General features: G+C 64.9%; 17 protein-coding genes and 1 tRNA gene. 8 read left to right on the top strand and 10 right to left on the bottom strand.

The window, feature by feature from the left end; translation table 11 throughout:
• Positions 1-14: 14 nt before the first annotated feature.
• The 3 genes from minC to JQ586_RS21095 form a co-directional block, all read right to left on the bottom strand.
• Entirely contained in the window at positions 15-743 is a 729-nt protein-coding gene (minC, locus tag JQ586_RS21105) for a septum site-determining protein MinC (RefSeq protein ID WP_212396529.1), read from the bottom strand.
• A gap of 220 nt (positions 744-963) precedes the next feature.
• Complete coding sequence (locus tag JQ586_RS21100; RefSeq protein WP_212396528.1) at positions 964-2,565, bottom strand: sensor domain-containing diguanylate cyclase; 1,602 nt, start codon at positions 2,563-2,565, stop codon at positions 964-966.
• A 633-nt stretch (positions 2,566-3,198) separates the two neighbouring features.
• Entirely contained in the window at positions 3,199-3,774 is a 576-nt protein-coding gene (locus JQ586_RS21095) for a carboxymuconolactone decarboxylase family protein (RefSeq protein ID WP_212396527.1), read from the bottom strand.
• A gap of 248 nt (positions 3,775-4,022) precedes the next feature.
• On the opposite strand from JQ586_RS21095, the gene JQ586_RS21090 reads away from it, so the two are divergent.
• Positions 4,023-4,901, top strand: a complete 879-nt coding sequence (locus JQ586_RS21090) for a LysR family transcriptional regulator (protein WP_212396526.1) — start codon at positions 4,023-4,025, stop codon at positions 4,899-4,901.
• A gap of 161 nt (positions 4,902-5,062) precedes the next feature.
• A complete protein-coding gene (locus JQ586_RS21085; RefSeq protein WP_212396525.1) occupies positions 5,063-5,797 on the top strand; it encodes a peroxiredoxin-like family protein in 735 nt (244 codons plus the stop codon).
• A gap of 13 nt (positions 5,798-5,810) precedes the next feature.
• Here the strand turns inward: JQ586_RS21085 and JQ586_RS21080 are convergent, their stop codons facing one another.
• Positions 5,811-6,872, bottom strand: coding sequence for an AraC family transcriptional regulator (locus JQ586_RS21080; RefSeq protein ID WP_212396524.1), 1,062 nt, complete (start codon positions 6,870-6,872; stop codon positions 5,811-5,813).
• Between the two features lie 253 nt (positions 6,873-7,125).
• Positions 7,126-7,215, bottom strand: a tRNA-Ser gene (locus tag JQ586_RS21075).
• 199 nt (positions 7,216-7,414) lie between these two features.
• On the opposite strand from JQ586_RS21075, the gene JQ586_RS21070 reads away from it, so the two are divergent.
• Positions 7,415-7,759: a hypothetical protein gene (locus JQ586_RS21070; RefSeq protein WP_409411005.1), complete on the top strand. Its 345-nt coding sequence runs from the start codon at positions 7,415-7,417 to the stop codon at positions 7,757-7,759.
• 626 nt (positions 7,760-8,385) lie between these two features.
• Here JQ586_RS21070 and JQ586_RS21065 read toward each other — a convergent pair.
• The 3 genes from JQ586_RS21065 to JQ586_RS21055 all read right to left on the bottom strand — a co-directional run bounded on the left by JQ586_RS21065 (position 8,386) and on the right by JQ586_RS21055 (position 12,457).
• Positions 8,386-9,834 (bottom strand): trehalose-6-phosphate synthase, encoded by a 1,449-nt coding sequence (locus tag JQ586_RS21065; protein ID WP_212396523.1) that lies wholly within the window; start codon positions 9,832-9,834, stop codon positions 8,386-8,388.
• A 289-nt stretch (positions 9,835-10,123) separates the two neighbouring features.
• Complete coding sequence (otsB, locus tag JQ586_RS21060) at positions 10,124-10,954, bottom strand: trehalose-phosphatase (RefSeq protein ID WP_212396522.1); 831 nt, start codon at positions 10,952-10,954, stop codon at positions 10,124-10,126.
• A gap of 6 nt (positions 10,955-10,960) precedes the next feature.
• Positions 10,961-12,457, bottom strand: coding sequence for an MFS transporter (locus JQ586_RS21055; RefSeq protein ID WP_212396521.1), 1,497 nt, complete (start codon positions 12,455-12,457; stop codon positions 10,961-10,963).
• Between the two features lie 184 nt (positions 12,458-12,641).
• On the opposite strand from JQ586_RS21055, the gene JQ586_RS21050 reads away from it, so the two are divergent.
• Positions 12,642-13,001, top strand: coding sequence for a DUF3175 domain-containing protein (locus tag JQ586_RS21050; protein WP_212396520.1), 360 nt, complete (start codon positions 12,642-12,644; stop codon positions 12,999-13,001).
• A 146-nt stretch (positions 13,002-13,147) separates the two neighbouring features.
• Here the strand turns inward: JQ586_RS21050 and JQ586_RS21045 are convergent, their stop codons facing one another.
• The gene (locus JQ586_RS21045; protein ID WP_212396519.1) at positions 13,148-15,181 is read right to left on the bottom strand and encodes a methyl-accepting chemotaxis protein; all 2,034 of its coding nucleotides are present in this window, start codon (positions 15,179-15,181) and stop codon (positions 13,148-13,150) included.
• Between the two features lie 330 nt (positions 15,182-15,511).
• On the opposite strand from JQ586_RS21045, the gene JQ586_RS21040 reads away from it, so the two are divergent.
• From JQ586_RS21040 to JQ586_RS21025, 4 genes are all read left to right on the top strand, one after another.
• Entirely contained in the window at positions 15,512-17,032 is a 1,521-nt protein-coding gene (locus tag JQ586_RS21040) for an aldehyde dehydrogenase family protein (RefSeq protein WP_212396577.1), read from the top strand.
• Positions 17,033-17,112: 80 nt separating this feature from the next.
• Positions 17,113-17,484 (top strand): DUF779 domain-containing protein, encoded by a 372-nt coding sequence (locus JQ586_RS21035; RefSeq protein ID WP_212396518.1) that lies wholly within the window; start codon positions 17,113-17,115, stop codon positions 17,482-17,484.
• Positions 17,485-17,882: 398 nt separating this feature from the next.
• Positions 17,883-19,052, top strand: coding sequence for an FIST N-terminal domain-containing protein (locus JQ586_RS21030; RefSeq protein ID WP_249147866.1), 1,170 nt, complete (start codon positions 17,883-17,885; stop codon positions 19,050-19,052).
• Entirely contained in the window at positions 19,049-20,422 is a 1,374-nt protein-coding gene (locus tag JQ586_RS21025) for an ATP-binding protein (protein WP_212396517.1), read from the top strand. Before JQ586_RS21030 ends, JQ586_RS21025 begins: the two co-directional genes overlap by 4 nt.
• Here JQ586_RS21025 and JQ586_RS21020 read toward each other — a convergent pair.
• Complete coding sequence (locus tag JQ586_RS21020; RefSeq protein ID WP_249147865.1) at positions 20,417-21,181, bottom strand: response regulator transcription factor; 765 nt, start codon at positions 21,179-21,181, stop codon at positions 20,417-20,419. The genes JQ586_RS21025 and JQ586_RS21020 overlap by 6 nt on opposite strands.
• Positions 21,182-21,226 lie beyond the last annotated feature (45 nt).

Below are 21,226 nucleotides of genomic sequence, written 5' to 3'. Positions count from 1 at the left end.
CTCCTTCTGGTCGATCAGTTCAAAGCTGTGATTCGCAACGATTCACCCTCGAGCCACGCCTGCGCGGGGCGATTGCGCAAGCCTTCATCGATTTGTTCCGCGGTCTGGTAATAGCCGTCGATGGCGAGCAGCTCGGCCTCGATCTTCTGACAGAAGATCCGCGCGGACGAATTGCCGTTGATGCCGGCCATCGCGCGGCCTCGCAGCGTGCCATAAACATGGATCGAGCCGCCGGCTACGATCTCCGCGCCGGACCCGACCGAGCCGAGCACGGTGACGTCGCCCTCGGCAAAAACGATCGATTGGCCGGAGCGCACCGGGCTGTCGAGCAGCAGCGACGGCGACTTGGCCTTGATGCCGGTGTTGGTATTGGTATTGGCGGTGGCCTTCGCCTGCGCGGCCTGAGGCTCGGTCTGGGCGACGATGCAGGCGCGGCCGCCGGTCAGGAGCGGGGGAAGATTGCCGCCGAGCTTGGCCTCGTCGACGCCCTCGATGCCGAGGATGCGGATGTTGCGCTGGTCAAGGCTTCCGACCAGATGCGTAATCGCGGCCTGGCTGAGATCGACGGCCGACAGATCGAGCACGACAGGCTTGCCGGTGAAGAAGCCGGGCGAGCGCGCCAGTGTCGCGTCGATCTCCTCGAGCCACGAGACGATCGGCACCACGGGCGAGAAGACGAACGCGACATAGGAGCGGCCGCGCATGCGAACCGGTTGACGTGCTGCATTTTGAGTAGCGTCCATCGCTCCAGACTCGGTTGTCTTTTCGAATGGTTAACAATCGTCACCCATGGTTAATCAATGGTTAATATCCTCAGGCTTTTCACGGATTTAGACCGGGCGTGGTTTTCGACAACACAGGCGGCCGGCGTGATCGCGACGCGAGGGCGCGGACCAAACCGCGGTCGCAAGGACGGCTTGAGGCGAGAATGTGCGCGCGTTACGGCCGCGCCGCCGTGAACTTCTATTCGGCCGCCAGCTTCGGCGGCGCAGGTGGCGACCAGCAGACCGTGCGGTTGCGGCCCTGCGCCTTGGCCTGGTAGAGCGCGCCATCGGCCGCCTTCATCAGGGCGTCGACGCCTGGCATGCTGGTGAAGGCCTCGGCCACGCCGATGCTGACCGTCAGCGCCAATGGCGCGCCGGAGTTCGGCAGCGCGAGGGTCTCGATTCTCCGGCGGATCCGTTCGGCCACGGTCCGTGCGCGCGACATCGAGGTTTCCGGCAACAGGACGGCAAACTCCTCTCCGCCGACCCGGCCGACGACGTCGGATTTGCGCTTGCCGTTGATGCACAGTTCGGCGACCGCCTTGATGGCCGCATCGCCTGCGGCATGGCCGAATTGGTCGTTGACGGTCTTGAAGTGATCGATATCGACCATCAGGACCGACAGTGAACGGTAGTAGCGCTGGAAGCGGCTCCATTCGGCCTCCATCGCCGACAGGAAATGCCGGCGATTGAAAAGGCCGGTGAGCGGATCGGTCGTCGCGAGTACTTCGAGCTGCCTGGCGGCGCGGACGAGGTCGGTGACATCGCACAGGGTCAACATGCGCCCGCCATCCGGCATCGTGGTGCAGTGGACGCGGATGTTGCGTCCGTCGGGCGTCTGCAGGTCGCGCGTGTGTTCGCCCGCCTTGATCTCGGCGATCCGTTTTTCGGGGAACGCCTTGACCTGCTCGGGCGTCAAGCCCGGCGGCAGCGCCCGCCGGTTGCGCGTGATGATCGAGACGTAGGGCGGGCGACGCGCCACCTCCTCCGCGCTGATCTCCCAGAACTCACGCATCCTTCGATTGACGAAGATCGCATCGAGCTCGCGGTCGAGGATGACGACGCCGTCCTGCACATTCTCCAGCGCATTGGTCAGCACCTTCAGCTCGTCGGATGTGCGCACGATGTCGGTCACCATGGTGTAGCTCACCATGCGGCCGCCGTCGGGCAACGGCGTGCACTGGCATCTGATCACCTCGCCATTGCTGCGCCTGAGGTCGATCGGCGCCGTGTCGCCGACGCTGACGAGGCGCACGCGCTCGGCGACATAGGCGTCGAGCTGCGCTTGCGGCATCTCATAGGCCATGATCTTGCAGCCGTGATGCATCAGCTCGGTGAAAGTCGGCCCCCGCCCGGCGACCGCGTCGGGCAGCGCCCACATCTGCCGGAACGCCCGGTTGATGAACTGCGCCTTCAGCTCGCCGTCCAGCAGCAGGACGCCGAGCGGGATGTGGTCGAGCGCGGCGCGCAGGGCCAGCATTGGGCCGCGAAGAATCAAGTCCCCGCTGCGCGCGGGCGGAGTGGTCCGCACAGCGGTCTGTTCCGCCTGCTGCTCCTGCTCGAAGGCGAGACCGACCTGGCGTTCCGACTGCCATAGCCGCTTGCACGGCCGCGGGTGCTCGGCGCCGCGCACCAGCAGCTGGACGCGCTCGGGGATGGCGAGGATGCCGTCGAGCTCCACCGTCGCGCCGCCGTCGGTGAGCTGGCGGATCGTGCAATCGAAGGTCGACCGGCCGAAATTGAAGATGATCTTTCCCGCCAGGAATGTTCGACCGCGCGATGCTGAATCCTGCCCGGACATGCAGTGTTCCCTTCCATCGATGGCTCGCACGCGTCGAATTAGACGCCCGTTTGCTGACCAACGGCTAAACAACCGCTCCGGGTTTGATTCGAATGCAACCGCTGGTTCCCGAAGAGCCGCGGCTCGCCCGGCCGGCTCCCGCTGCCCGCGGCGCCCCCCGTACTCCTACGGGGACCGGAGATCATGGTTACGCCTGATTGCAGGCTACACATTCCGCCTCGGGACAAAGGGTGGAGCGCGCTATGCCGGTGGATGCCAAACCATCTCCGGAGGCCACGACCTGTTCGTGCGAGACCTGCGGACATCAAATGACTTTGCTGGCCGCCCTGCCGAGGACGGCGAGGCACGAGGCCATCAGGATCTTCCGTTGCTATGACTGCAACGCGATCAGGTCCGAGCGAGGCTGACACCGCGGCGCGCCACGCCTGTGCGCGGTGGCGGCGTCCATGCTCAGGTTACGATCGGAAGAAACCGCCGCAGCCGGGACGCGCCGACGGCCGGGCCGTGTTCACTGCTTCGGCGCCCACGCCATTTTGAACCAGCCCAGCAAGCGCCGGGACGTCGCCTGTTGCGCCGGATGTATCGTCGCGAAGGCCGCCCCTCGGGGAAGCAAGGGGCGGCGTCGGGTCACGTTCAGGCCGCCGGCTTGAGCTTGCCGGGAGCAGTCCACTCGGCGCCCTTCATGAACGAATCGTTCGGCGTATCGGCCAGGTGGTTGGTGTAGTTGGAGATCAACTTGGTCGCAGCCAGCACCAGCACATCAAGCACGGCGCGGTTGTCATAGCCCGCTGCCTTGAAGGCGTCGACGTCGGCCTCGCTCACCACGCCGCGCCGGCGCGTGATTCTGGCCGCGAACTGGCGCAGCGCCTCGAGCTTCGCGTCGGCGATCGGCCGGCCGTCGCGAACGGCGGCGATCGCCGCATTGTCGACCTTTGCCATGCGCGACAGATTGGTATGACCCGCCATGCAATAGGTGCACTCGTTCTCGTAGATGATGGCGAGATAGGCGATGTTGCGCTCTTGCGGCGTGAATCCCGTCTTCTCGGCGATGCCCCAGAGCGTGCTGTAGGCCTCGAGCGCAGCCGGGCTCTCGGCGAGGACGCGATGCAGGTTGGGCACGAAGCCCCAGGCCTGCTGGACGCCGTTCAGGATCTCGGCGGAGGCGGTCGGTGCGGCGGCAGTCTCGTGAAGCTTGAAACCGTTGATCATTTGTCTTCTCGCTTTTGAGCGGTGAACATGTGGCTGCACGATCACCCATTCCCCGGCGCCATGGCAGACGCGATGAAGCGATATGATTTATTCCACTCGGGAATGCCGGTTACCGCGATCGAACAGCGGAGGGCGCTCACTGCCCTGTCCTTGCGAGGCAACGGCCCGCGCGGGTGGAGAGATGGCCAATTGCCGCGCGGCATGGCAGACAGGTCGAAGCGATATCGCATTCCCGCGGAGAACAGGAAATGGATCGTCTGGCCGCAATGGAGACGTTCGTGCGGGTGGTCGAAACCGGATCGTTCTCGGGCGCGGCCCGACAGCTTCGCGTGGGGCAACCGGCAGTCTCGAAGTCGGTCGCGCAGCTCGAGGAATATCTGGGGGTCAAGCTTCTCGCGCGCTCGACCCGCGGCCTGACGCCGACGGAAGCCGGGCTTGGCTATCTCGAACGCGCCAAGCGCGCGCTGGAGGAAGCGGCTGAAGCCGAGCTCGCGGCGCGCGGCGCCGGCGCCGGACTCAAGGGACGATTGCGGATCTGCGCGGCCGTCACCTTCGCCCGGATCCATCTCATTCCGCTGCTGCCGAAATTCCTGGCCCAGCATCCGGACCTCGACCTCGAGATTATCCTGGATGACCGTCAGATCGACCTTGTCCAGGAGGGCATCGATGTCGCGCTGCGGATGGGAAGGTTGATGGACTCCGCGCTGACGGCTCGCCGCATTGCCAGGTGCAAGCGCGTTGTGCTCGGCACTCCGGCCTACTTCGATCGCGAGGGCACGCCTGCAACGCCGAGCGAATTGAGCAAGCATCAGGCCGTTGTCTATCTCCAGGAGGGCGGCGTGTGGTCGTTCCGGCGCGAAAGCTCCGAGCTGGCGGTCACGGTACAAAGCAGGTTGCGGGTGACTGCCGCGGAAGGGGTCAGGGCGGCCGTGCTCGCCCATGTCGGGCTCGCCATCGCGTCCGAATGGATGTTCTCGCCCGAATTGAGATCAGGCACTGTCCGCGCGGTGTTGCAGGAATGGGACCTCGCGCCGCACGATCTCTGGGCCGTGTTTCCCTCCGGGCGGGCGGCGACGGCCAAGACAAGGGCGTTCGTGGATTTCTTTGAACGCAGCTTCAACGCCTGAGCGGCAGGTGCCCGGCAGCGTGGCCATCATTCCCCACTGGAATAAGCCCTAGTCCGGCGTCCCGGCTACCCGGCATCACGATCTTCTCTAGCTTCTCGCGTGTGATTTCAACGAACGGGCGGCGGCGCCGCCTCCGCGCAAAGGCCCAAAGGAGAACCGTCATGTCACTTCAAGCCAGGCTCGACGCTTTCAAAGCCGATTTCGAGGCGGGAAAGCCGCCCTACAGCGTGCCTCGTTCCTTCATCGAGACGATGCACCGTGCCACCGCAGAACTGATCGAGTCAGGCGCCGCCCAGCGCGCCAGGAAGGCCGGCGATGCCGCCCCGTCCTTCTCGCTCGCGGATCCCGAGGGCAACGTCATCAGCTCCGCGGACCTTCTCAATCGCGGACCGCTGGTGCTCAGCTTCTACCGCGGCGTCTGGTGCCCGTACTGCAACATGGAGCTGCAGGCGCTTGAAGCCGCCAGGCCTGAATTCGAAAAATATGGTGCCTCGCTCGTTGCGATCTCGCCGCAGACCGCGCCGAACAGCCGCAAGTCGGTGCGTCAGAACAAGCTCTTCTTGCCGATCCTTTCGGATGTGAAGGGCAAGGTCGGCGCCGCGTTCGGACTGAGGTTCAATCTGCCCGACTACCTGGTCGAGCTCTACAAGCAGCTCAAGAACGATCTGCCGACGTTCAACGATGATCCCGGCTGGACGTTGCCGATGCCCGCCCGTTACGTCATCGGACAGGACGGCCTGATCCTCTACTCGGAAGTGAACCCCGACTACACCCGCCGACCCGAGGCTGAAGACATGATCCCGGTTCTTCAGCGGGCGGCCGCCGACCGCTCGGCCCTCCATGGCGGTGATGGTCGCAGCAACGATCCGGCCGTCGAAGATGTCGCGACGGCATGATCGACCGTCCGGTTCAATCATCCCTGGCCGGCGACGACGGCGGCTCGTCCGCCTTGGCCGGCCTGCTGCTCCGCATCGGATCCGCCTCCGTGGTCTTCGCCGCGCTCGAACCGGCGGAGGCCGCGGGCCCGGCGAAGACATCCCGGCCGGAAGGCTCCTGCAGCTTGCGCCACTGCGCCGGGGTGACGCCCATGTGGTTCTTGAAGGCGCGCTGGAACGCCGCTTCCGACTGATAGCCGACGGCTTCCGCCACCGCGCCGGTCGACAGCGAGGATCTCTTCAGCTCGTTCGCTGCATATGTCATCCGGATGTCGGTCAGGAGATCACTGGCCGATCTGCCGAGTTTCTGCTGGAATTGCCGTGCCAGCGTGGCGCGCGACATGTTGCTGAGTTGCGCAAGCTCGGGCAACGACCAGGCGCGCGCGGGCTCGTTGAACAGGGCGGCCACCGCCGGAGCCAGGCGCGGATGGCCGGCCATCGCGAGGAGGCCGCGCGGCGCGTCTTCGGCTTCGCTCGCGAGCCGCAGCACCAGCGCAAACATCGCGGTCGACAGCGCATTCAGCATCGCGCGCCCGCCAAGGAGATCGCTTGCCGACTCGCTGCGCATCAGGGCGACGAGGCCGGCGAGTTGCGTGGCGTTCTCTCCTCCGCCATCGCCGCGGGCATGCACGACCAGGCGAGACGGCAGATAGCTGCGCAGCAGACGATCGTGCGGCGGTGCAATCGCGAAATGTCCGCAAAGCAGGTCCAGTCTTTCCCCCTGCCCGGCGTTCTCCTTGATCACGAGATTGAGCTCCTGCCGATTTCGCACCGGCTTCGGCCGCGCGCCGCTGCCATCATGCATGACATGACGCGGGTTGCCGGGCAGCAGCAGGATGTCCCCGCTCAGCAGCCGCAGCGGCTTGCCGCCAGGCGGCCCTTCCAACACGGCAGAGCCACCCACGACAGCGTGGTAGGGGATCTCGTTCGGCTCGCCCGGCCCCTGATCGATCCGCCATGGCGCGCCGTAGGAGCAGCGCAGATCAAGCCGCCCACGCACGGGCATCATCTCGAACAATCTGCTGAGCCAGTCCATGGCGATCTCCCGAACGAATCGATTGTGAGACGATGCAGCATGTCGCCGCATTGATGACATTCAATGTCTCATTCACTCCGTGGTGGCGCGATAAGGTCTCGCAATGGGTCCGGATTTACGGCCCACACCGGCGATGAAATCTTGCGTGATGGAATGCGAGGGCGATACCCGTCCCCTTGCAGTGTCGTGCTGCCCCGCAAGTGGCTCGCCCTCGAACATCGGTTGTTCGGTTGCCGGCTGGACACCTGAGAGGTGGCGGAGAGAGTGGGATTCGAACCCACGGTACGGTTTCCCGCACACACGCTTTCCAAGCGTGCGCCTTAAGCCACTCGGCCATCTCTCCGTAAGGGCCCCTCTCTTGAAGGGCCGGGGCGGATTTTGCAAGGGAGCGCTTGCTTTGGGCTCGAAATTTCCCCAATAGATTGAAATTGTTTGATAATTTCGACTTGCCGCGAGATGACGCGGTGGCCCGGATTGAACCGGCGGCGGGCTTCGGACGACGATTGACGGCAGGCGTTCGCAAATCAGTCGAGGGACCGGGCATGACCGCCCCCAGGACAGCATTTTTTTCAGTCATGTTCGGCGCTGCGATCGCCTGCGGCGCGGCTCCGGCGTCGGCGCAGTCCTGCACCAAGGCCGGTGTCGACGTGACCTGCGACGATGGCCGTCACGGCATGCTGGCGGGCGATGCGATCGTCTGGAGCGACGGCTCGCGCTCGAGCCTGACCTCTCCGCATCCGGGCGTGATCGTCGGCAACAGGTCGTCGGTCACGGTCGGGCCCGGCGTCTTCGTCGGCAAGGGCAGCGGCATGGTGCCGATGGAAAACCCGAGTGACCCGCGCCGCGCGCGCTGCCCTGTGCTCGACGGCGTGGCGTATTGCTACTGAGGCCGGGACGCGAACGGACGTCGCTTCGTCATTCCGGGCTCGCGCGAGCCGTGCGAGATCTGCCCGTCGGGCAAATCACCAAATCCCGTCAAGCCCTCGTGGCAAAAATATTTCGGTTTATCGTAATTATGATCCGGTGTATGGATCGGTCCGTCTCACCCGATCGAGGGGCGAGCGCACGTCACGAACGCGCGGTGAGATGCGGTGGACGCCGAGGTGCGCGAGACGAATGCACCGGGGCGGACGGCGAAATCGTGCAGGCCTGACGCCCTAGTGGCAGGTGTCTCATCAGCGAGGAGCAATGTCTCTCGCTGACGACGGTGACAAGCAAGCCCAGTCTCGCCGGGGAGAGCACGTATAAGCCGTAAACCACCGCGCAGGGAAAGCCGGAATGCTCCGGTTACACCTGTGGTCCTACCCCGTGCTTCTTGTTGCACGGGACCCATGGGTGCGATCGGCACCCGGCTTTCCCTGCGCCCTCTCCGAGAAAAGAGGGCGAAACCAGAGGCAAAGCTCGGACAGATCATGTCGCGAGAATGCGGATCTTTGCGCAGTTGCCAGTCCCATCATTGCGAGCAAAGCGACTTGTCCGCCAAAGCCTTGGCGAAAGCGGCAGCCTGATCTGCTCAACGATACCGCGCGGCAAGGTCCGCGCGACGCGGCCACAGGGGCGGCGGGGCCGGCATGATCGCCTTGTCGGGATTCCGCGTGTCCCGCAACGCCTCGATGAAGTCGGCGAACCATTGCTGGATGGTGCCGTTGTTGAGCCGCGCCATCATCGCCTCCCAGCGCATCCGCCGCTCGGCCAGCGGCATCGCCAGCGCAGCCGCGACGGCGCGCGCCATGCCGTCGATGTCATGCGGATTGACCAAAAGCGCTGCATCGAGCTCGTTGGCGGCACCGGCAAACTTCGACAGCACCAGCACGCCGGGATCGGCCGGATGCTGGGCTGCGACATATTCCTTGGCGACGAGGTTCATGCCGTCCTGCAATGGCGTCACCACGCCGACCTGCGCGGTGCGATAGAGGCCGGCGAGCACCCCCTGGCCAAAGCCCTTGTTGAGGTAGCGGATCGGCGTCCAGTCGACCTCTCCATGCACGCCGTTCACGTCGGTGACGAGCTTGGCGATCTCGCTCTGCAGGTTGCCATAGGCCTCGATCGCGCCGCGCGAGGGCGTCGCGATCTGCAGCAGCGACACGGTGCGCTTGAGATTCGGATGCAGCGTCCACATCCGGTCGAACGCCTTGATGCGGTTGCCGAGGCCCTTGGAATAGTCGAGCCGGTCGACGCCGATCGCGAGCTTCTCGCCGTTGAGGCTGCGGCGCAGCCGCGTCACGTCGGGATGCGTCATCGCCTTGGTGGCCTGCTGCGCGAACCTGTCGGGATCGATGCCGATCGGGAAGACGGCGGCACGCGTGCGGCCGGACAGCGAGGTGATGATGCCGTCCTGCACGGCGAGCTCGAGATCGTCCCGCACGTAGGAGAGGAAGTTCTCGCAATCCTCGTCGGTCTGGAAACCGATCAGGTCATAGGCCAGCATCGCCTCGATCAGTTCGCGGTGATGCGGCACGCCCGATATCACCGCGCGCGTCGGCCATGGCGTGTGCAGGAAGAAGCCGATCGGCTGCGTCGCGCCGAGATCGCGCAGCTCGGCGCCAAGCGCGAGGAAGTGATAGTCCTGGATCCAGAACACCGAATCGGGCTTGCGGAATCGCAGCAGCGCGCGCGCCATGAAGGCGTTCACCTCGCGATAGCTCGCATAGTCGTCCTGCGAGGCGCGGATGAGATCGGCGCGCGAATGCAGAGCGGGCCACAGTGCCGAATTGGCGAAGCCTTCGTAATAGCCGCCGTAATGCGCGGCCGGCAGATCGAGCATCGCCAGCGCACCGGCGCCGAGCGCTTCGACCTCTGCGAAAGGTTCCTTCTGGCTCCCGTCGCGGACGCGTCCGCTGGAACCAACCCAGATCGCCCCTGTCTTTTCGACAACCGGCAGCAACGCTGCTGCCAGTCCCCCCGTCATGGGTTCGTTGGGTTTTCCGCGCGCCACGCGGTTCGAAACGACGACGAGGCTCACCAGGTCCCCTCCCTGTTGTTTGGCTCGCGTATTAACAACCATTCATCAAGATGGTTCCTGATCAAGGAATCTCCCAAATGAAACCAAATTCTGGCAAGGCGGAGGGAACTCGCGGGAACTCGCAAAAAGAAAAATCCGCGCGAGGCCTGCGTGTTGACGCAAAACAACCGCATTCGAAAATATCGCGATGATTTGCGCGGAGCGTTTTCGAGCGAAGCGGATAGCGGTTCGCGCGATGAAAACGCGTCAAAGTGAGAGCCAGGAACGCCGGTTCATTCGAGCCGGCGCTTCAGGACAGAGTCGCTGGCGTTTCGCCATCGATCAGATGTGCAAGGAATTCGCGTACATCGCGCGGCGCATCGAAATGTCCGGCAACGCCGGTTGCGCGACGGCCGACGGAAAAGGCCAGGCCGTCGAAATCCGGCATGATCGCAAACACCGTCTCGTCGGTGACGTCGTCGCCGATGAAGAACGGACGCCGCCCCTTGAACGGCGCATGCGTCATCAATTCGCGCACGCCACTCGCCTTGGTGTGGCCGGAATGCTTGATCTCGCAGACGCTCTTGCCGGGCAACACCTCGATCGGTGCGTTCGGCAGGTCGGCGCGGATCAGCGACACCGCTTCATAGATCGCCTTCTCCGCGTGCGGCGCGAGCCGATAATGCAGCGCCAGCGAGTAGCCCTTGTCCTCGAGCAGGATTCCGGGACTGAGCTTGGCGATCGCGGCAAGGCGGCGCTTCAACTCCGGGTCGAGCGGCGGTGCGTGCGCCGCCACTGCCTCGCTGTCGGTATGCAGCCGCATCTCTGCGCCATGGCCGCCGATGGCCGGAAACAGATCGGGGGCGAAGATCAGGTCAATGTCGTTCAGGGAACGGCCGCTGACCAGCGCCAGCGCGCCGCTGGTTCGCTCGTAAAGCTGCTTCAACGTTTCGGACAATCCCGGCGGCACCCAGACCTCGCGCGGCGTCGGCGCGAAATCGAGCAGGGTGCCGTCGATGTCGAGCAGCACCGCGGCGCGACTCAAATGCGGGATCAGCGATGCCGGCACCGCTGCACTGTCCGGCGTCGCGCCATCAGGGGTCATCTCGTCGTCGGGCATTTCGGCCAGATCCTGCTTCATCTCACTCTACTCCAAGAATGCCAGCGGAGGCGCGACGGATTCCAGCGATTTCCGCTCGGCCGCAACCGCATAGCGCCACGCGATTCCTGCCGCAGCGATCATGAGCGCCGACCCCAGCAGGTAGCCGGCGAACACGCTGTTGCGCGATCCGGTGTCGATCAGCACGCCGAACAGAGCCGGCCCCACCACGCCGCCGATGCCGGTGCCGACCGCATAGAACAACGCAATCGCAAGCGCGCGGATCTCGAGCGGAAAGGTCTCGCTGACGGTGAGATAGGCGGCGCTCGCGGCCGGCGAGGCGAAGAAGAAGATCACCATCCAGGCAATGGTCTGCCCCTGAGCGCTGAGCGCGCCGATCGAGAACAGATAGCCGGACAGCGCGAGCAGCACGCCCGACACGCCGTAGGTCAACGCGATCATGGCGCGGCGGCCGAGCGTGTCGAACAGGCGGCCGAGCAGCAGCGGCCCGAGGAAGTTGCCGGCGGCAAAGGGCAGGATGTACCAGCCGACGTCATTGGCGGGGATGGCGAAGAAATCGGTCAGCACCAGCGCGAAGGTGAAGAAGATCGCGTTGTAGAAGAACGCCTGCGCCACCATCAGCGCAAGCCCGACCAGCGCGCGCTGCCGGTAGGTAGAGAACAGCGTCGCCGCGACTTCGCGCAGCGGCGTGTGATCGCGCATCCGAAGCCTGATCCTGGCGAAGCCTTCGCTCGGCTGCTCGTGACCGAGCACGGATCTCTCGATATCGGCCACGATCTCGTGCGCCCGGTCCGGGTAGCCGTGGATCATCAGCCAGCGCGGGCTTTCCGGAATCCACATTCGCATGAACAGCACGACGAGTCCGAGCGCCGCGCCGGTGAAATAGGCGATGCGCCAGCCGTGGTCCGGCGCCAGCACCGCCGGGTCGAGCAGGATGATCGCGCTCGATGCGCCGATCGCAGCTCCGATCCAGAAACTGCCGTTGATCACGAGGTCGGTCCAGCCACGATAACGCGCCGGCACCAGTTCCTGGATCGTCGAATTGATCGCTGTGTATTCGCCACCGATGCCGGCACCGGTGATAAAGCGGAACAGCGCGTAGCTTGCAACACTCCACGAGACCGCCGTTGCCGCGGTCGCCGAGAGATAGACGCCAAGGGTGATGAAGAACAGCTTCTTGCGTCCGATCCGGTCGGTGAGCCAGCCGAAGCCGAGTGCACCGAGCACGGCACCTGCAAGATAGGCGCTGTTGGTCAGCCCGACGTCGAAATTGGAGAACTTCATCACCGGGCTGTTCTTGAGCGCGCCCGACAGCGCGCCGGCGAGCGTCACCTCAAGCCCGTCGAGGATCCAGGTGATGCCGAGCGCCAGCACCACGCGGGTGTGGAATCCACTCCAGCTGAGACCGTCGAGGCGAAGCGGAATAGAGGTCTCGACGATACGGCCAACATCCGGCGCCGGGGCTTCGCCCGTCGTCACCTCGCGCGTCGTTCCAGGGCTCCGCTGTGTCTGCTGCACATTCATCAAGCCATACCAACGGCAACGCCCCCGGAACGAGGTGTTCCAAGGCTCCCGACCCCAGGATTGCGGCAAACCGGATGCCCGCCACGGCCAGACAACGCCAGCGCGACGCCGCGGTTCCCGCGAAGCGAAACAGGAACCACGCATGATGCGATTGGTTTTCCGGCCAATAAGAATGGAGTTGGCGATGGCCACGGGGAAGAAAGCAGCACGCAAGCGCGTGCGCAAATCAGCCGCCGAGACGACTGGCACCGCGCGGCGGACGAGGACGGCGGCATCGACGCGATGGTCGCAGCGCGTGACCAGGGAGAGCGATGCGCTCGACCTCAAGCGCGGCGTATTCAAGCTGACCAGCGCAAAAAAGATCGCGGCATCGCTGAAACGATCCGCCGAGCACAGCACGCGCCGCAAGAGCGGTGCCTACCGCTCCGCATTGTCGATGCTGACCTTCTACATCAATCGGGCCGGCAAGACGCTGCCGAAGACCCAGCGCACCCGGCTGGAACGCGCCAAGGTCGAATTGAAGCATCAGTTCGGCCGGGATTGACTACGTCGTCCCGGCGAAGGCCGGGACCCATACGTCGCGGCCACGGCAAGAGGCACGCGGCCAGTTGTCTGCTCACCGACAAACAGCGGTGGTCATGCGTCCCGACCGGCGCCGGGACGACGATATTTGATGCGCCGGTGCGTAGCCTAGGCCGCGCGGATGTTCGCCATGAAGCGGTCGAGTTCTTCGCGCAGTCGCGAGCTCTCGACCGACAGCGAACGCGCCGAGTTCAGCACCTCTTCGGAGGCCGCTCCGGTCTCGCTCGCGCCGCGGTTCACCTGGGTGACGCTGGCGGCGGTCTCCTGCGTGCCCTTGGCGACGTTCTGCACGCTGCGCGCGATCTCCTGCGTCGCCGAGCTCTGCTGCTCGACCGAGCTCGCGATCGTCGTCGCAATGCCGGAGATCTGGCCGATGGTGCCACCGATCTCCTTGATCGCGAAAACCGATTCCTGGGTCGCAGCCTGCATGCCCGCGATGTGATTGGAGATCTCGTCGGTGGCCCTGGCGGTCTGGCTCGCCAGCGACTTCACTTCGGACGCGACCACGGCAAAGCCGCGGCCGGCATCGCCGGCACGTGCGGCCTCGATGGTGGCGTTGAGCGCCAGCAGATTGGTCTGCTCGGCGATCGCCGTGATCAGCTTGACCACGTCGCCGATCTCCTGCGCGGCGCGCGACAGCTTGCCGATGCGCGCGTCGGTCTGCTCGGCCTGGCGCACGGCGGCATCAGCGATCTGGCTGGATTCCTTGGCGCGGCGGCCGATCTCGTCGACCGAGGCGGACAGCTCCTCGGTGGCGGAGGCAACCGACTGCATGTTGCTGGAGGCTTCCTCGGAGGCGCCGGCGACCTGGCCGGAGAGGTTCTGCGTGGTCTCGGCGGTGCGGGTCAGCGTGCCTGCCGCCGATTCGAGCTGCACCGCGGAGGCCGACACATTGGTGACGATCGAGCCGACAGCGGATTCGAACTCGTCGGCGAAACGGATCAGCTCGCCGCGCCGCGCCGCAGCGCTCGCCTTGTTCTGCGCTTCCTGGGTCGCCGCATCCCGTTCGGCCTTGGCGACCGCCTGGACCTTGAATTCCTCGACCGCGCCGGCCATCTCGCCGAGTTCGTCGCGGCGACCGAGGCCGGGCAGCACGACATCGAAATTGCCGGCCGCAAGCTCGCGCATCGCGGCACACATCGCCCCGATCGGCTTCGAGATGCCCTTGCCAAGCAGGAACGCCCAGACGATTCCCAGCACGAGGCCGCCGACGGCAAGCGTCAGGATCAAGCGCTCGGTTTCACCGATCGTGGCATGCGATTCCGTCTCCAGCCGTTTCTGGTCCGCAAGCAGGTCGGACGTCATCGCAGCCGAGCCGTCGCTGATGCCCGCCGCGGACGCCGACATCTCGGAGGTCAGTCCGTCGATCGCCTTGGAATTCTCGATCAGCCTGGCGAGCGCCTCGCGGTACTCTGCCAGCAGGGCACCCACATCCTTCACCCCCTGGATGATCCGCTCGTCCTTCGAGGTGATCGTCTTCACCAGATTGTCGGCGAATTTCAGCCTGGCAAGCGCGCTGGCGGCAACCGACTTGTCGCCGTTGACCAGGAAGGTGTTCACGGCTCCCGTGATCGACTGGAGCTGGTCTGCGACTTTCTTGGAACTGAACTGGATCGCCTGAAGCTCGGAGTCGTCGGCATTGCTCGGGAGATCGTCGAGCTTGTAGCGCATCGAGGTCGCGCTGCGGGTAAGCTGGTTCTGCGCGATCAACGCGCTCTCGTCCTTGAGCTTGACGATCTCGGCGAAGATCCTGCTGAAGGCGCGGAACTCGTGTTCAAGCTTGGTGACCTGATCGAGCCGCTCCGGATTGGTGGTGCCCTTCGTCGCGGCGAGGATGGCGTCCTTCAGGTCGGCCTCGGCGGCGAGCGCGGCCTTGGAATCGTCCTCCTTGCCGGTCACGACATAGTAGCGCGCAAGCGACCGGTAGGAGATCAATTGGCGGTCGATGTTGCGAGCGAGGTCGGCTTCGGAGACGCTCTGGCGATAGGAGGCGACCCCCGCGGAGACCCGCTCGAAGCCCCAATAGGCAAAGCCCATGCTGGCCGCCGAAATCGCCAGCGTCACGGCAAAGCCGAGCATGATCTTGGCGCGGAACCGCAGGGTTGGGAATTTGATCGACAGCGATCGCTTCAGCCCCGGCATTCTGCCCCCCGTCATCATTCCGAACCACGCGGAATCCGGCGGCAGCCCCCGCCCCGGTATCCGGGACGCGAAATTAGGGCAGAATTGATAAGGCTACGTAAATGCGGGCAATGGCTGGGAAATCGGCACCAGCCATCCGCCTGTGGCGCCCTGTCGACCGCCCGTTCCGTGTCTCCCCCTCGGGTGTCGCTGCCGCATCCTCCTCAGGTAGGTGCGGCCGCTACTACCTTGGTCCCCGTTGTATTCGGAGCTATATATCGCATTGTCCGGCGCCACCCGGAGCAAGGCTTGAACGCTCAGATTCAAGCTCCGGAGAAAACGGAGGATGCGATGTATCAGGAAGCGCTAGCGAAGGTGACAGGGACCAGGCTGATCCGCGACAGGTTCGAGAACTTCATCGGCGGAAAGTGGGTTGCTCCGGTCAAGGGCCAGTATTTCGACAATCCGAGCCCGGTGACGGGCAAGCGGCTCTGCCAGGTGGCGCGGTCGACGGCAGAGGACATCGAGCTCGCGCTCGATGCTGCGCACAAGGCCAGGGACGCCTGGGGCAAGACCTCGGTCACCGAACGGGCGAAGGTCCTCAACAAGATCGCTGATATCATCGAGACCAATCTCGATTTGCTGGCGATGGTCGAGACGCTCGACAACGGCAAGCCGATCCGCGAGACGACACATGCCGACATGCCGCTCGCGGTGGATCATTTCCGCTACTTCGCGAGCGTGATCCGCGCGCAGGAAGGCACGATGTCGGAGATCGATCACGACACTGTCGCCTACCACTTCCACGAGCCGCTCGGCGTGGTCGGCCAGATCATTCCCTGGAACTTCCCGCTGCTGATGGCGACCTGGAAGCTCGCGCCCGCGCTCGCCGCCGGCAATTGCGTCGTCATCAAGCCGGCCGAGCAGACCCCGGTCAGCATCCTCGTGCTGATGGAATTGCTTGCCGACGTGATCCCGCCCGGCGTCGTCAACGTCGTCAATGGCTTCGGCGTCGAGGCCGGCAAGCCGCTCGCGACAAGCAAGCGTATCGCCAAGATCGCGTTCACGGGCGAGACCACTACCGGCCGCCTCATCATGCAATACGCTTCCGAGAACATCATCCCGGTGACGCTCGAGCTCGGCGGCAAGTCCCCGAACATCTTCTTCGCCGACGTGATGGACGAGGACGACGCCTATTTCGACAAGTGCATGGAAGGCTTTGCAATGTTCGCGCTCAACCAGGGCGAGGTCTGCACCTGCCCGAGCCGCGCACTGGTCGATGCCAAAGTCTACGACCGTTTCATGGAGCGAGCGCTGAAGCGGGTCGAGAAGATCAAGCAGGGCCATCCGCTCGATCCCACGACGATGCTCGGCGCCCAGGCCTCCAACGACCAGGTCGAGAAGATCCTGTCCTATTTCGACATCGGCCGGAAGGAAGGCGCCAAGGTGCTCGCGGGCGGCAAGCGCGCCAGCCTCGATGGCGAGCTCGCCGAGGGCTACTACATCGAGCCGACGGTATTCGAAGGCCACAACAAGATGCGTATCTTCCAGGAGGAGATCTTCGGCCCGGTCGTGTCGGTGACCAAATTCAACGGTGAAGAGGAAGCGCTGGCGATCGCCAATGACTCGCTCTACGGCCTCGGCGCCGGCGTGTGGACCCGCAACGGCAATCGCGCCTATCGCTTCGGCCGTGCCATCCAGGCCGGCCGGGTCTGGACCAACTGCTACCACCTTTATCCCGCCCATGCGGCATTCGGCGGTTACAAGCAGTCCGGAATCGGTCGCGAGAACCATCTGAAGATGCTGTCACACTACCAGCAGACCAAGAACATGCTGGTCAGCTACTCGCCGAATGCGCTCGGGTTCTTCTGAGCGTCGGCGACCACGCGGGCGCGCCCTTCCTCCCTGGGCGCGCCCGCCCATTTGCAAGCCACAAGGAACGGGAGCAGGACATGGTTGCCCGGGTCGAAGTCACCGCGAAGGCCGAACAGATGATCGCGCAGCTGAAGGCGCAGCACGGCCCACTGATGTTCCATCAATCCGGCGGCTGCTGCGACGGCAGCGCGCCGATGTGCTATCCGGCCAACGAGTTCCGGATCGGCGGCGAGGACGTCCGTCTCGGCCGCATCGCCGGCTGCGACTTCTATATCGGTGCCGCCCAGTTCGAATATTGGCGCCACACCCAGCTCATCATCGACGTGGTCCCCGGCCGCGGCGCGGGATTCTCGCTCGAAGCCCCCGAAGGCGTCCGCTTCCTGACCCGCAGCCGGGTGTTCAGCGACGAGGAGGTCGCGGAACTGGAGGCGGCGGAGAGCACCCAGTGATAGCCCCCGGCACCTGTCCACCCGCTAACACCTTGATAATTCAGCTTCGACCATGGCCATGCCCCTACTACCTTGGTCCCTCGCTCCCGCAATTGTTCGCAATTGACGTGAATACCGGTCCCGATAATTTAGGCCGCGATAAGCGGTTCCCGGCCGCTGCCCGCGGCCGGGACGACACATCGGGAGGCGTCCCATGTCATTGCGTCGGACGGCGCTATCGGCGCTTGCGCCGAACATGTGGACCGGCAGAGCCGGTCGATGAGGTCTCCCGCCACGGCAATCCGGATGCCGCCGACGCCGAAACGCGTCCCGGTTGCGCCCGGCCTGAGTTAAAGTCCCGGTTTGCGCGGGCCTGCTCGCGCCAAGAAAAAACAAGACCTGGTCTTGGGAGAGAGCCTTTGGAGAAGAACGGCAGCGCCGCCGACAGCATTGTCGTGGCGCAGGCAAAGACGGAGGAGCCGCGGGCCGCCGCGGCCGAGATCGCACGCCAGTTGGCGCGGGCGAAGCTCGCGATGGTCACCGTGTTCGTTTCGCCGTTCTACGACCCCGAGATCTTCATCGCCGAGCTGTCGCGGCGGATGCCCGACACGCCGATCTTCGGCTGCACGACCGCCGGCGAGCTGTCTCCGGGCGGCTGGGACGAGGATAGCGTGGTCGCCATGGGCTTCGACGCGGCCGACTTCGTGATCGCGGCCCGTCCGCTGCTCGAGCTGTCGACCTTCCGGGTCGATCGCGGGCGCGCGATCTGCACCGAGCTGCAGCAGGAATTCGCCGAGCGGACCGAACAATGCGCCGCGAGCGATGAATCCTTCGGTCTGCTGTTCATCGACGGCATGTGCCAGCGCGAAGAGACCATCATGTCGGCGATCTACACCTCGCTGGAGGACATCCCGATCGTCGGCGGCTCCGCCGGTGACGGGCTGCGCTTCGAGAAGTCGTGGGTGTTCCATGGCGGCAAGGCGCTCACCGACGCGGCGGTCCTGATCCTGATCAGGACGAGGCTGCCGTTCCGCCTGTTCAAATGCGATCATTTCGAGCCGACATCGACCAAGATGGTGGTGACCGAGGCCGACATCGAGCACCGCATCGTCAAGGAGCTCAACGCGGAGCCCGCGGCGCTGGAATATTCGCGTGCGGTCGGCATCAGCGATGCCAAGCTCGAACTGTTTTCCTTCGCTGCGCATCCCGTCCTGGTCCGCGTCGGCGGCGCGTATTACGCACGCTCCATCCAGCGCACCAACCCGGACGGATCGCTGCAGTTCTTCTGTGCCATCGATGAGGGGATGGTGCTGACGGTGGCGCGGAAGAATGACCCGATCCACGCCACCAGCCGCCTGCTCAAGGAAATGACCGATGACCTCGGCGAGATATCGATCTTCATCGGATTCGAATGCCTGCTGCGGCGGCTCGACGTCGAGCAGCATCAATTGTCCCGCGAGATGTCGGAGCTCTATCGCCGCAACAAAGTGATTGGGTTCCAGACCTATGGCGAGCAATATCGCTCCATGCACATCAATCAGACGCTGACCGGCGTCGCCATCGGCAAGCGAGTCAACGTTTCGCAATGACGGATACGCGAACCAGCCGCATAGCGTCGCTCGAGCGCGAAGCCGAGAAGCTGCGCAAGATCAATGCAGCGCTGATGTCCCGCGTGGAGCGCTCGACCGACCAGCAGCTCAACGCATTCTCGCTGTTCGAAACCGCGATCGCGCTCGATCAGCAGGTCCGCGACCGCACCCAGCAGCTCAAGCAGGTGCTGCAATCGCTGGAAAAGACCAACGGACGCCTGCTGCAGGCCAAGCAGCAGGCCGAGGCGGCGAGCTCGCTGAAATCATCGGTGCTGGTCTCGGTGACCCACGACCTGCTGCAGCCGCTGAACGCAGCCCGGTTGACGCTCTCGGCATTGACGGAAATGGTCGCCGAGCCCAAGGGCGTCGCGCTGACCGACCAGATCGACCGCTCGCTGGCGACGCTGGAGGACATGCTGCGGACCCTGCTCGACATCTCCAAGCTCGATGCCGGCGTGCTGAAACCCGAGTCCGGCCCGGTCGCCATCGCCTCGCTGCTCGAAGCGCTGCAGCATGAGTTCATGCCGATCGCCGCCAAGCGCGGCCTCGCGCTCCGCATCATGCCGTCATCAGGCGTGGTCCGCTCCGATCCGCTGATGCTGCGCCGGATCCTGCAGAACCTGCTCGCCAACGCGTTGCGCTACACGCAGCGCGGCGGCGTGCTGATGGGGTGCCGCAACCGCGGCGACAACATCTCGATCGAGGTGCATGACACCGGCCCCGGCATCCCGGAGGCCCAGCGCGAGGCCATCTTCGTCGAGTTCCAGCGCGGCGAGACCAGCGCCGGTGACAAGGCCGGCATCGGACTTGGCCTGTCGATCGTGCGCCGCTTCGCCAGCGTGCTGGGCCATGACATCCGCCTGACGTCGCAGCCGGGCAAGGGCTCGGTGTTCTCGGTCACGGTGCCGCGCACCAGCGATCCCGTCGCGATGCCGGTTCGCGAGCAGGCCAGCGTCGACTATCGCTACGGCGGCATGGAGGGCGCCAAGATCCTCCTGATCGAGAACGACCTCTCGAGCGCCGAGGGACTTGCCAGCCTGCTCGAGAAGTGGGGCTGCGACGTCGCCGTGACCATCTCGAAGACCGAGGCGCTCGAGCGCATCCGCGCGCTCGACGGCATTCCGGACGCCATCATCGCCGACCTTCACCTCGACAATGGCGAGACCGGGATCGAGGCCGTCGACGTGATCTGCCATGAGATCAAGATCGACGTTCCGGCGATCATCGTCACCGCCGACCATTCGCCCAAGGCCGCGTCCGACGTATCTGCGTTCGGCCACGAACTGCTGAAGAAGCCGATCAAGCCCGCCGAAATGCGCTCGCTGCTGTCGTTCCTGCTGGCCGCTGAGCAGCCGGCCGCGCGGCTATGAATCATCGCCGCGTGCTGGCGTGGTCGGCGCATGGTCGTGCTTGCCGAAATCCAGCTGCGACAGCGCGATGATGGCTTCGGTGCGGCTGCGCACGTCGAGCTTCCGCAGGATCTCGGACACGTGCACCTTCACGGTCGTCACCGAGATATCGAGCTCGTAGGCGATATGCTTGTTCTGCAGGCCGCGGCAGATCATGTCGAGCACGCGCAATTGTTGCGAGGTGAGCTGGCCCAGACGCTGGATCAGCTCACGCGTATCGGCCTGGCCCTTCCGTGCGGCGGCGGCATCGCGGAAGCGTGTCGGCAGCGAGATGCCGCCTTCGAGGATGTTGCGCAACAGCCGTGCCAGTTCCGACTTCGGCGTCGACTTCGGGATATAGCCGGAAATGCCGAGCGCGATCGCGCTGCCGATGATCCGCGAATCGTCATGCGCCGACACGATCACCAGCGCACTGCGCGGCGCGGCCGCCCGTACGCGATAGGCGCCCAGCAGGCCCGTCGTCCCCGGCATCGACAGGTCGAGCAGGATCAGGTCGAGACCGTCGCGCGCGGCGACGATATCCAGCGCGCCGTCGATCGAAGTTGCCTGCAGCACCTCGGCCTCGGGAAACTCGGCGCCGATCACGCCGATCAGCGCGGCACGGAACAGCGGGTGATCCTCGACGATCAGGAGCCGGGGCGACCCCGCCTTGCCAACCGCTGGTCCGTCCAAGGGCGCTGTCGTGGTCACCGCTGCGCCGTCCTCTCCCGGGTTGCTCATCACCGCCATCGTGGACACGACGTTATCTCAAAGTCGGGGTTCATC

Origin of the sequence: Bradyrhizobium jicamae, from assembly GCF_018130215.1 — a bacterium.
GTDB classification, from domain to species: Bacteria; Pseudomonadota; Alphaproteobacteria; order Rhizobiales; family Xanthobacteraceae; genus Bradyrhizobium; species Bradyrhizobium jicamae_A.
Note: the sequence above shows the minus strand (reverse complement) of the source record. Positions and strands in the feature narration are given on the sequence as shown.

Excerpts from the sequence above, each read along its gene's own strand:
- minC (WP_212396529.1), bottom strand. The coding sequence starts at position 743 with ATGGACGCTACTCAAAATGCAGCACGTCAACCGGTTCGCATGCGCGGC.
- JQ586_RS21100 (WP_212396528.1), bottom strand. The coding sequence starts at position 2,565 with ATGTCCGGGCAGGATTCAGCATCGCGCGGTCGAACATTCCTGGCGGGA.
- JQ586_RS21095 (WP_212396527.1), bottom strand. The coding sequence starts at position 3,774 with ATGATCAACGGTTTCAAGCTTCACGAGACTGCCGCCGCACCGACCGCC.
- JQ586_RS21090 (WP_212396526.1), top strand. The coding sequence starts at position 4,023 with ATGGATCGTCTGGCCGCAATGGAGACGTTCGTGCGGGTGGTCGAAACC.
- JQ586_RS21085 (WP_212396525.1), top strand. The coding sequence starts at position 5,063 with ATGTCACTTCAAGCCAGGCTCGACGCTTTCAAAGCCGATTTCGAGGCG.
- JQ586_RS21080 (WP_212396524.1), bottom strand. The coding sequence starts at position 6,872 with ATGGACTGGCTCAGCAGATTGTTCGAGATGATGCCCGTGCGTGGGCGG.
- JQ586_RS21070 (WP_409411005.1), top strand. The coding sequence starts at position 7,415 with ATGACCGCCCCCAGGACAGCATTTTTTTCAGTCATGTTCGGCGCTGCG.
- otsB (WP_212396522.1), bottom strand. The coding sequence starts at position 10,954 with ATGAAGCAGGATCTGGCCGAAATGCCCGACGACGAGATGACCCCTGAT.
- JQ586_RS21055 (WP_212396521.1), bottom strand. The coding sequence starts at position 12,457 with ATGAATGTGCAGCAGACACAGCGGAGCCCTGGAACGACGCGCGAGGTG.
- JQ586_RS21050 (WP_212396520.1), top strand. The coding sequence starts at position 12,642 with ATGGCCACGGGGAAGAAAGCAGCACGCAAGCGCGTGCGCAAATCAGCC.
- JQ586_RS21045 (WP_212396519.1), bottom strand. The coding sequence starts at position 15,181 with ATGCCGGGGCTGAAGCGATCGCTGTCGATCAAATTCCCAACCCTGCGG.
- JQ586_RS21040 (WP_212396577.1), top strand. The coding sequence starts at position 15,512 with ATGTATCAGGAAGCGCTAGCGAAGGTGACAGGGACCAGGCTGATCCGC.
- JQ586_RS21035 (WP_212396518.1), top strand. The coding sequence starts at position 17,113 with ATGGTTGCCCGGGTCGAAGTCACCGCGAAGGCCGAACAGATGATCGCG.
- JQ586_RS21025 (WP_212396517.1), top strand. The coding sequence starts at position 19,049 with ATGACGGATACGCGAACCAGCCGCATAGCGTCGCTCGAGCGCGAAGCC.
- JQ586_RS21020 (WP_249147865.1), bottom strand. The coding sequence starts at position 21,181 with ATGAGCAACCCGGGAGAGGACGGCGCAGCGGTGACCACGACAGCGCCC.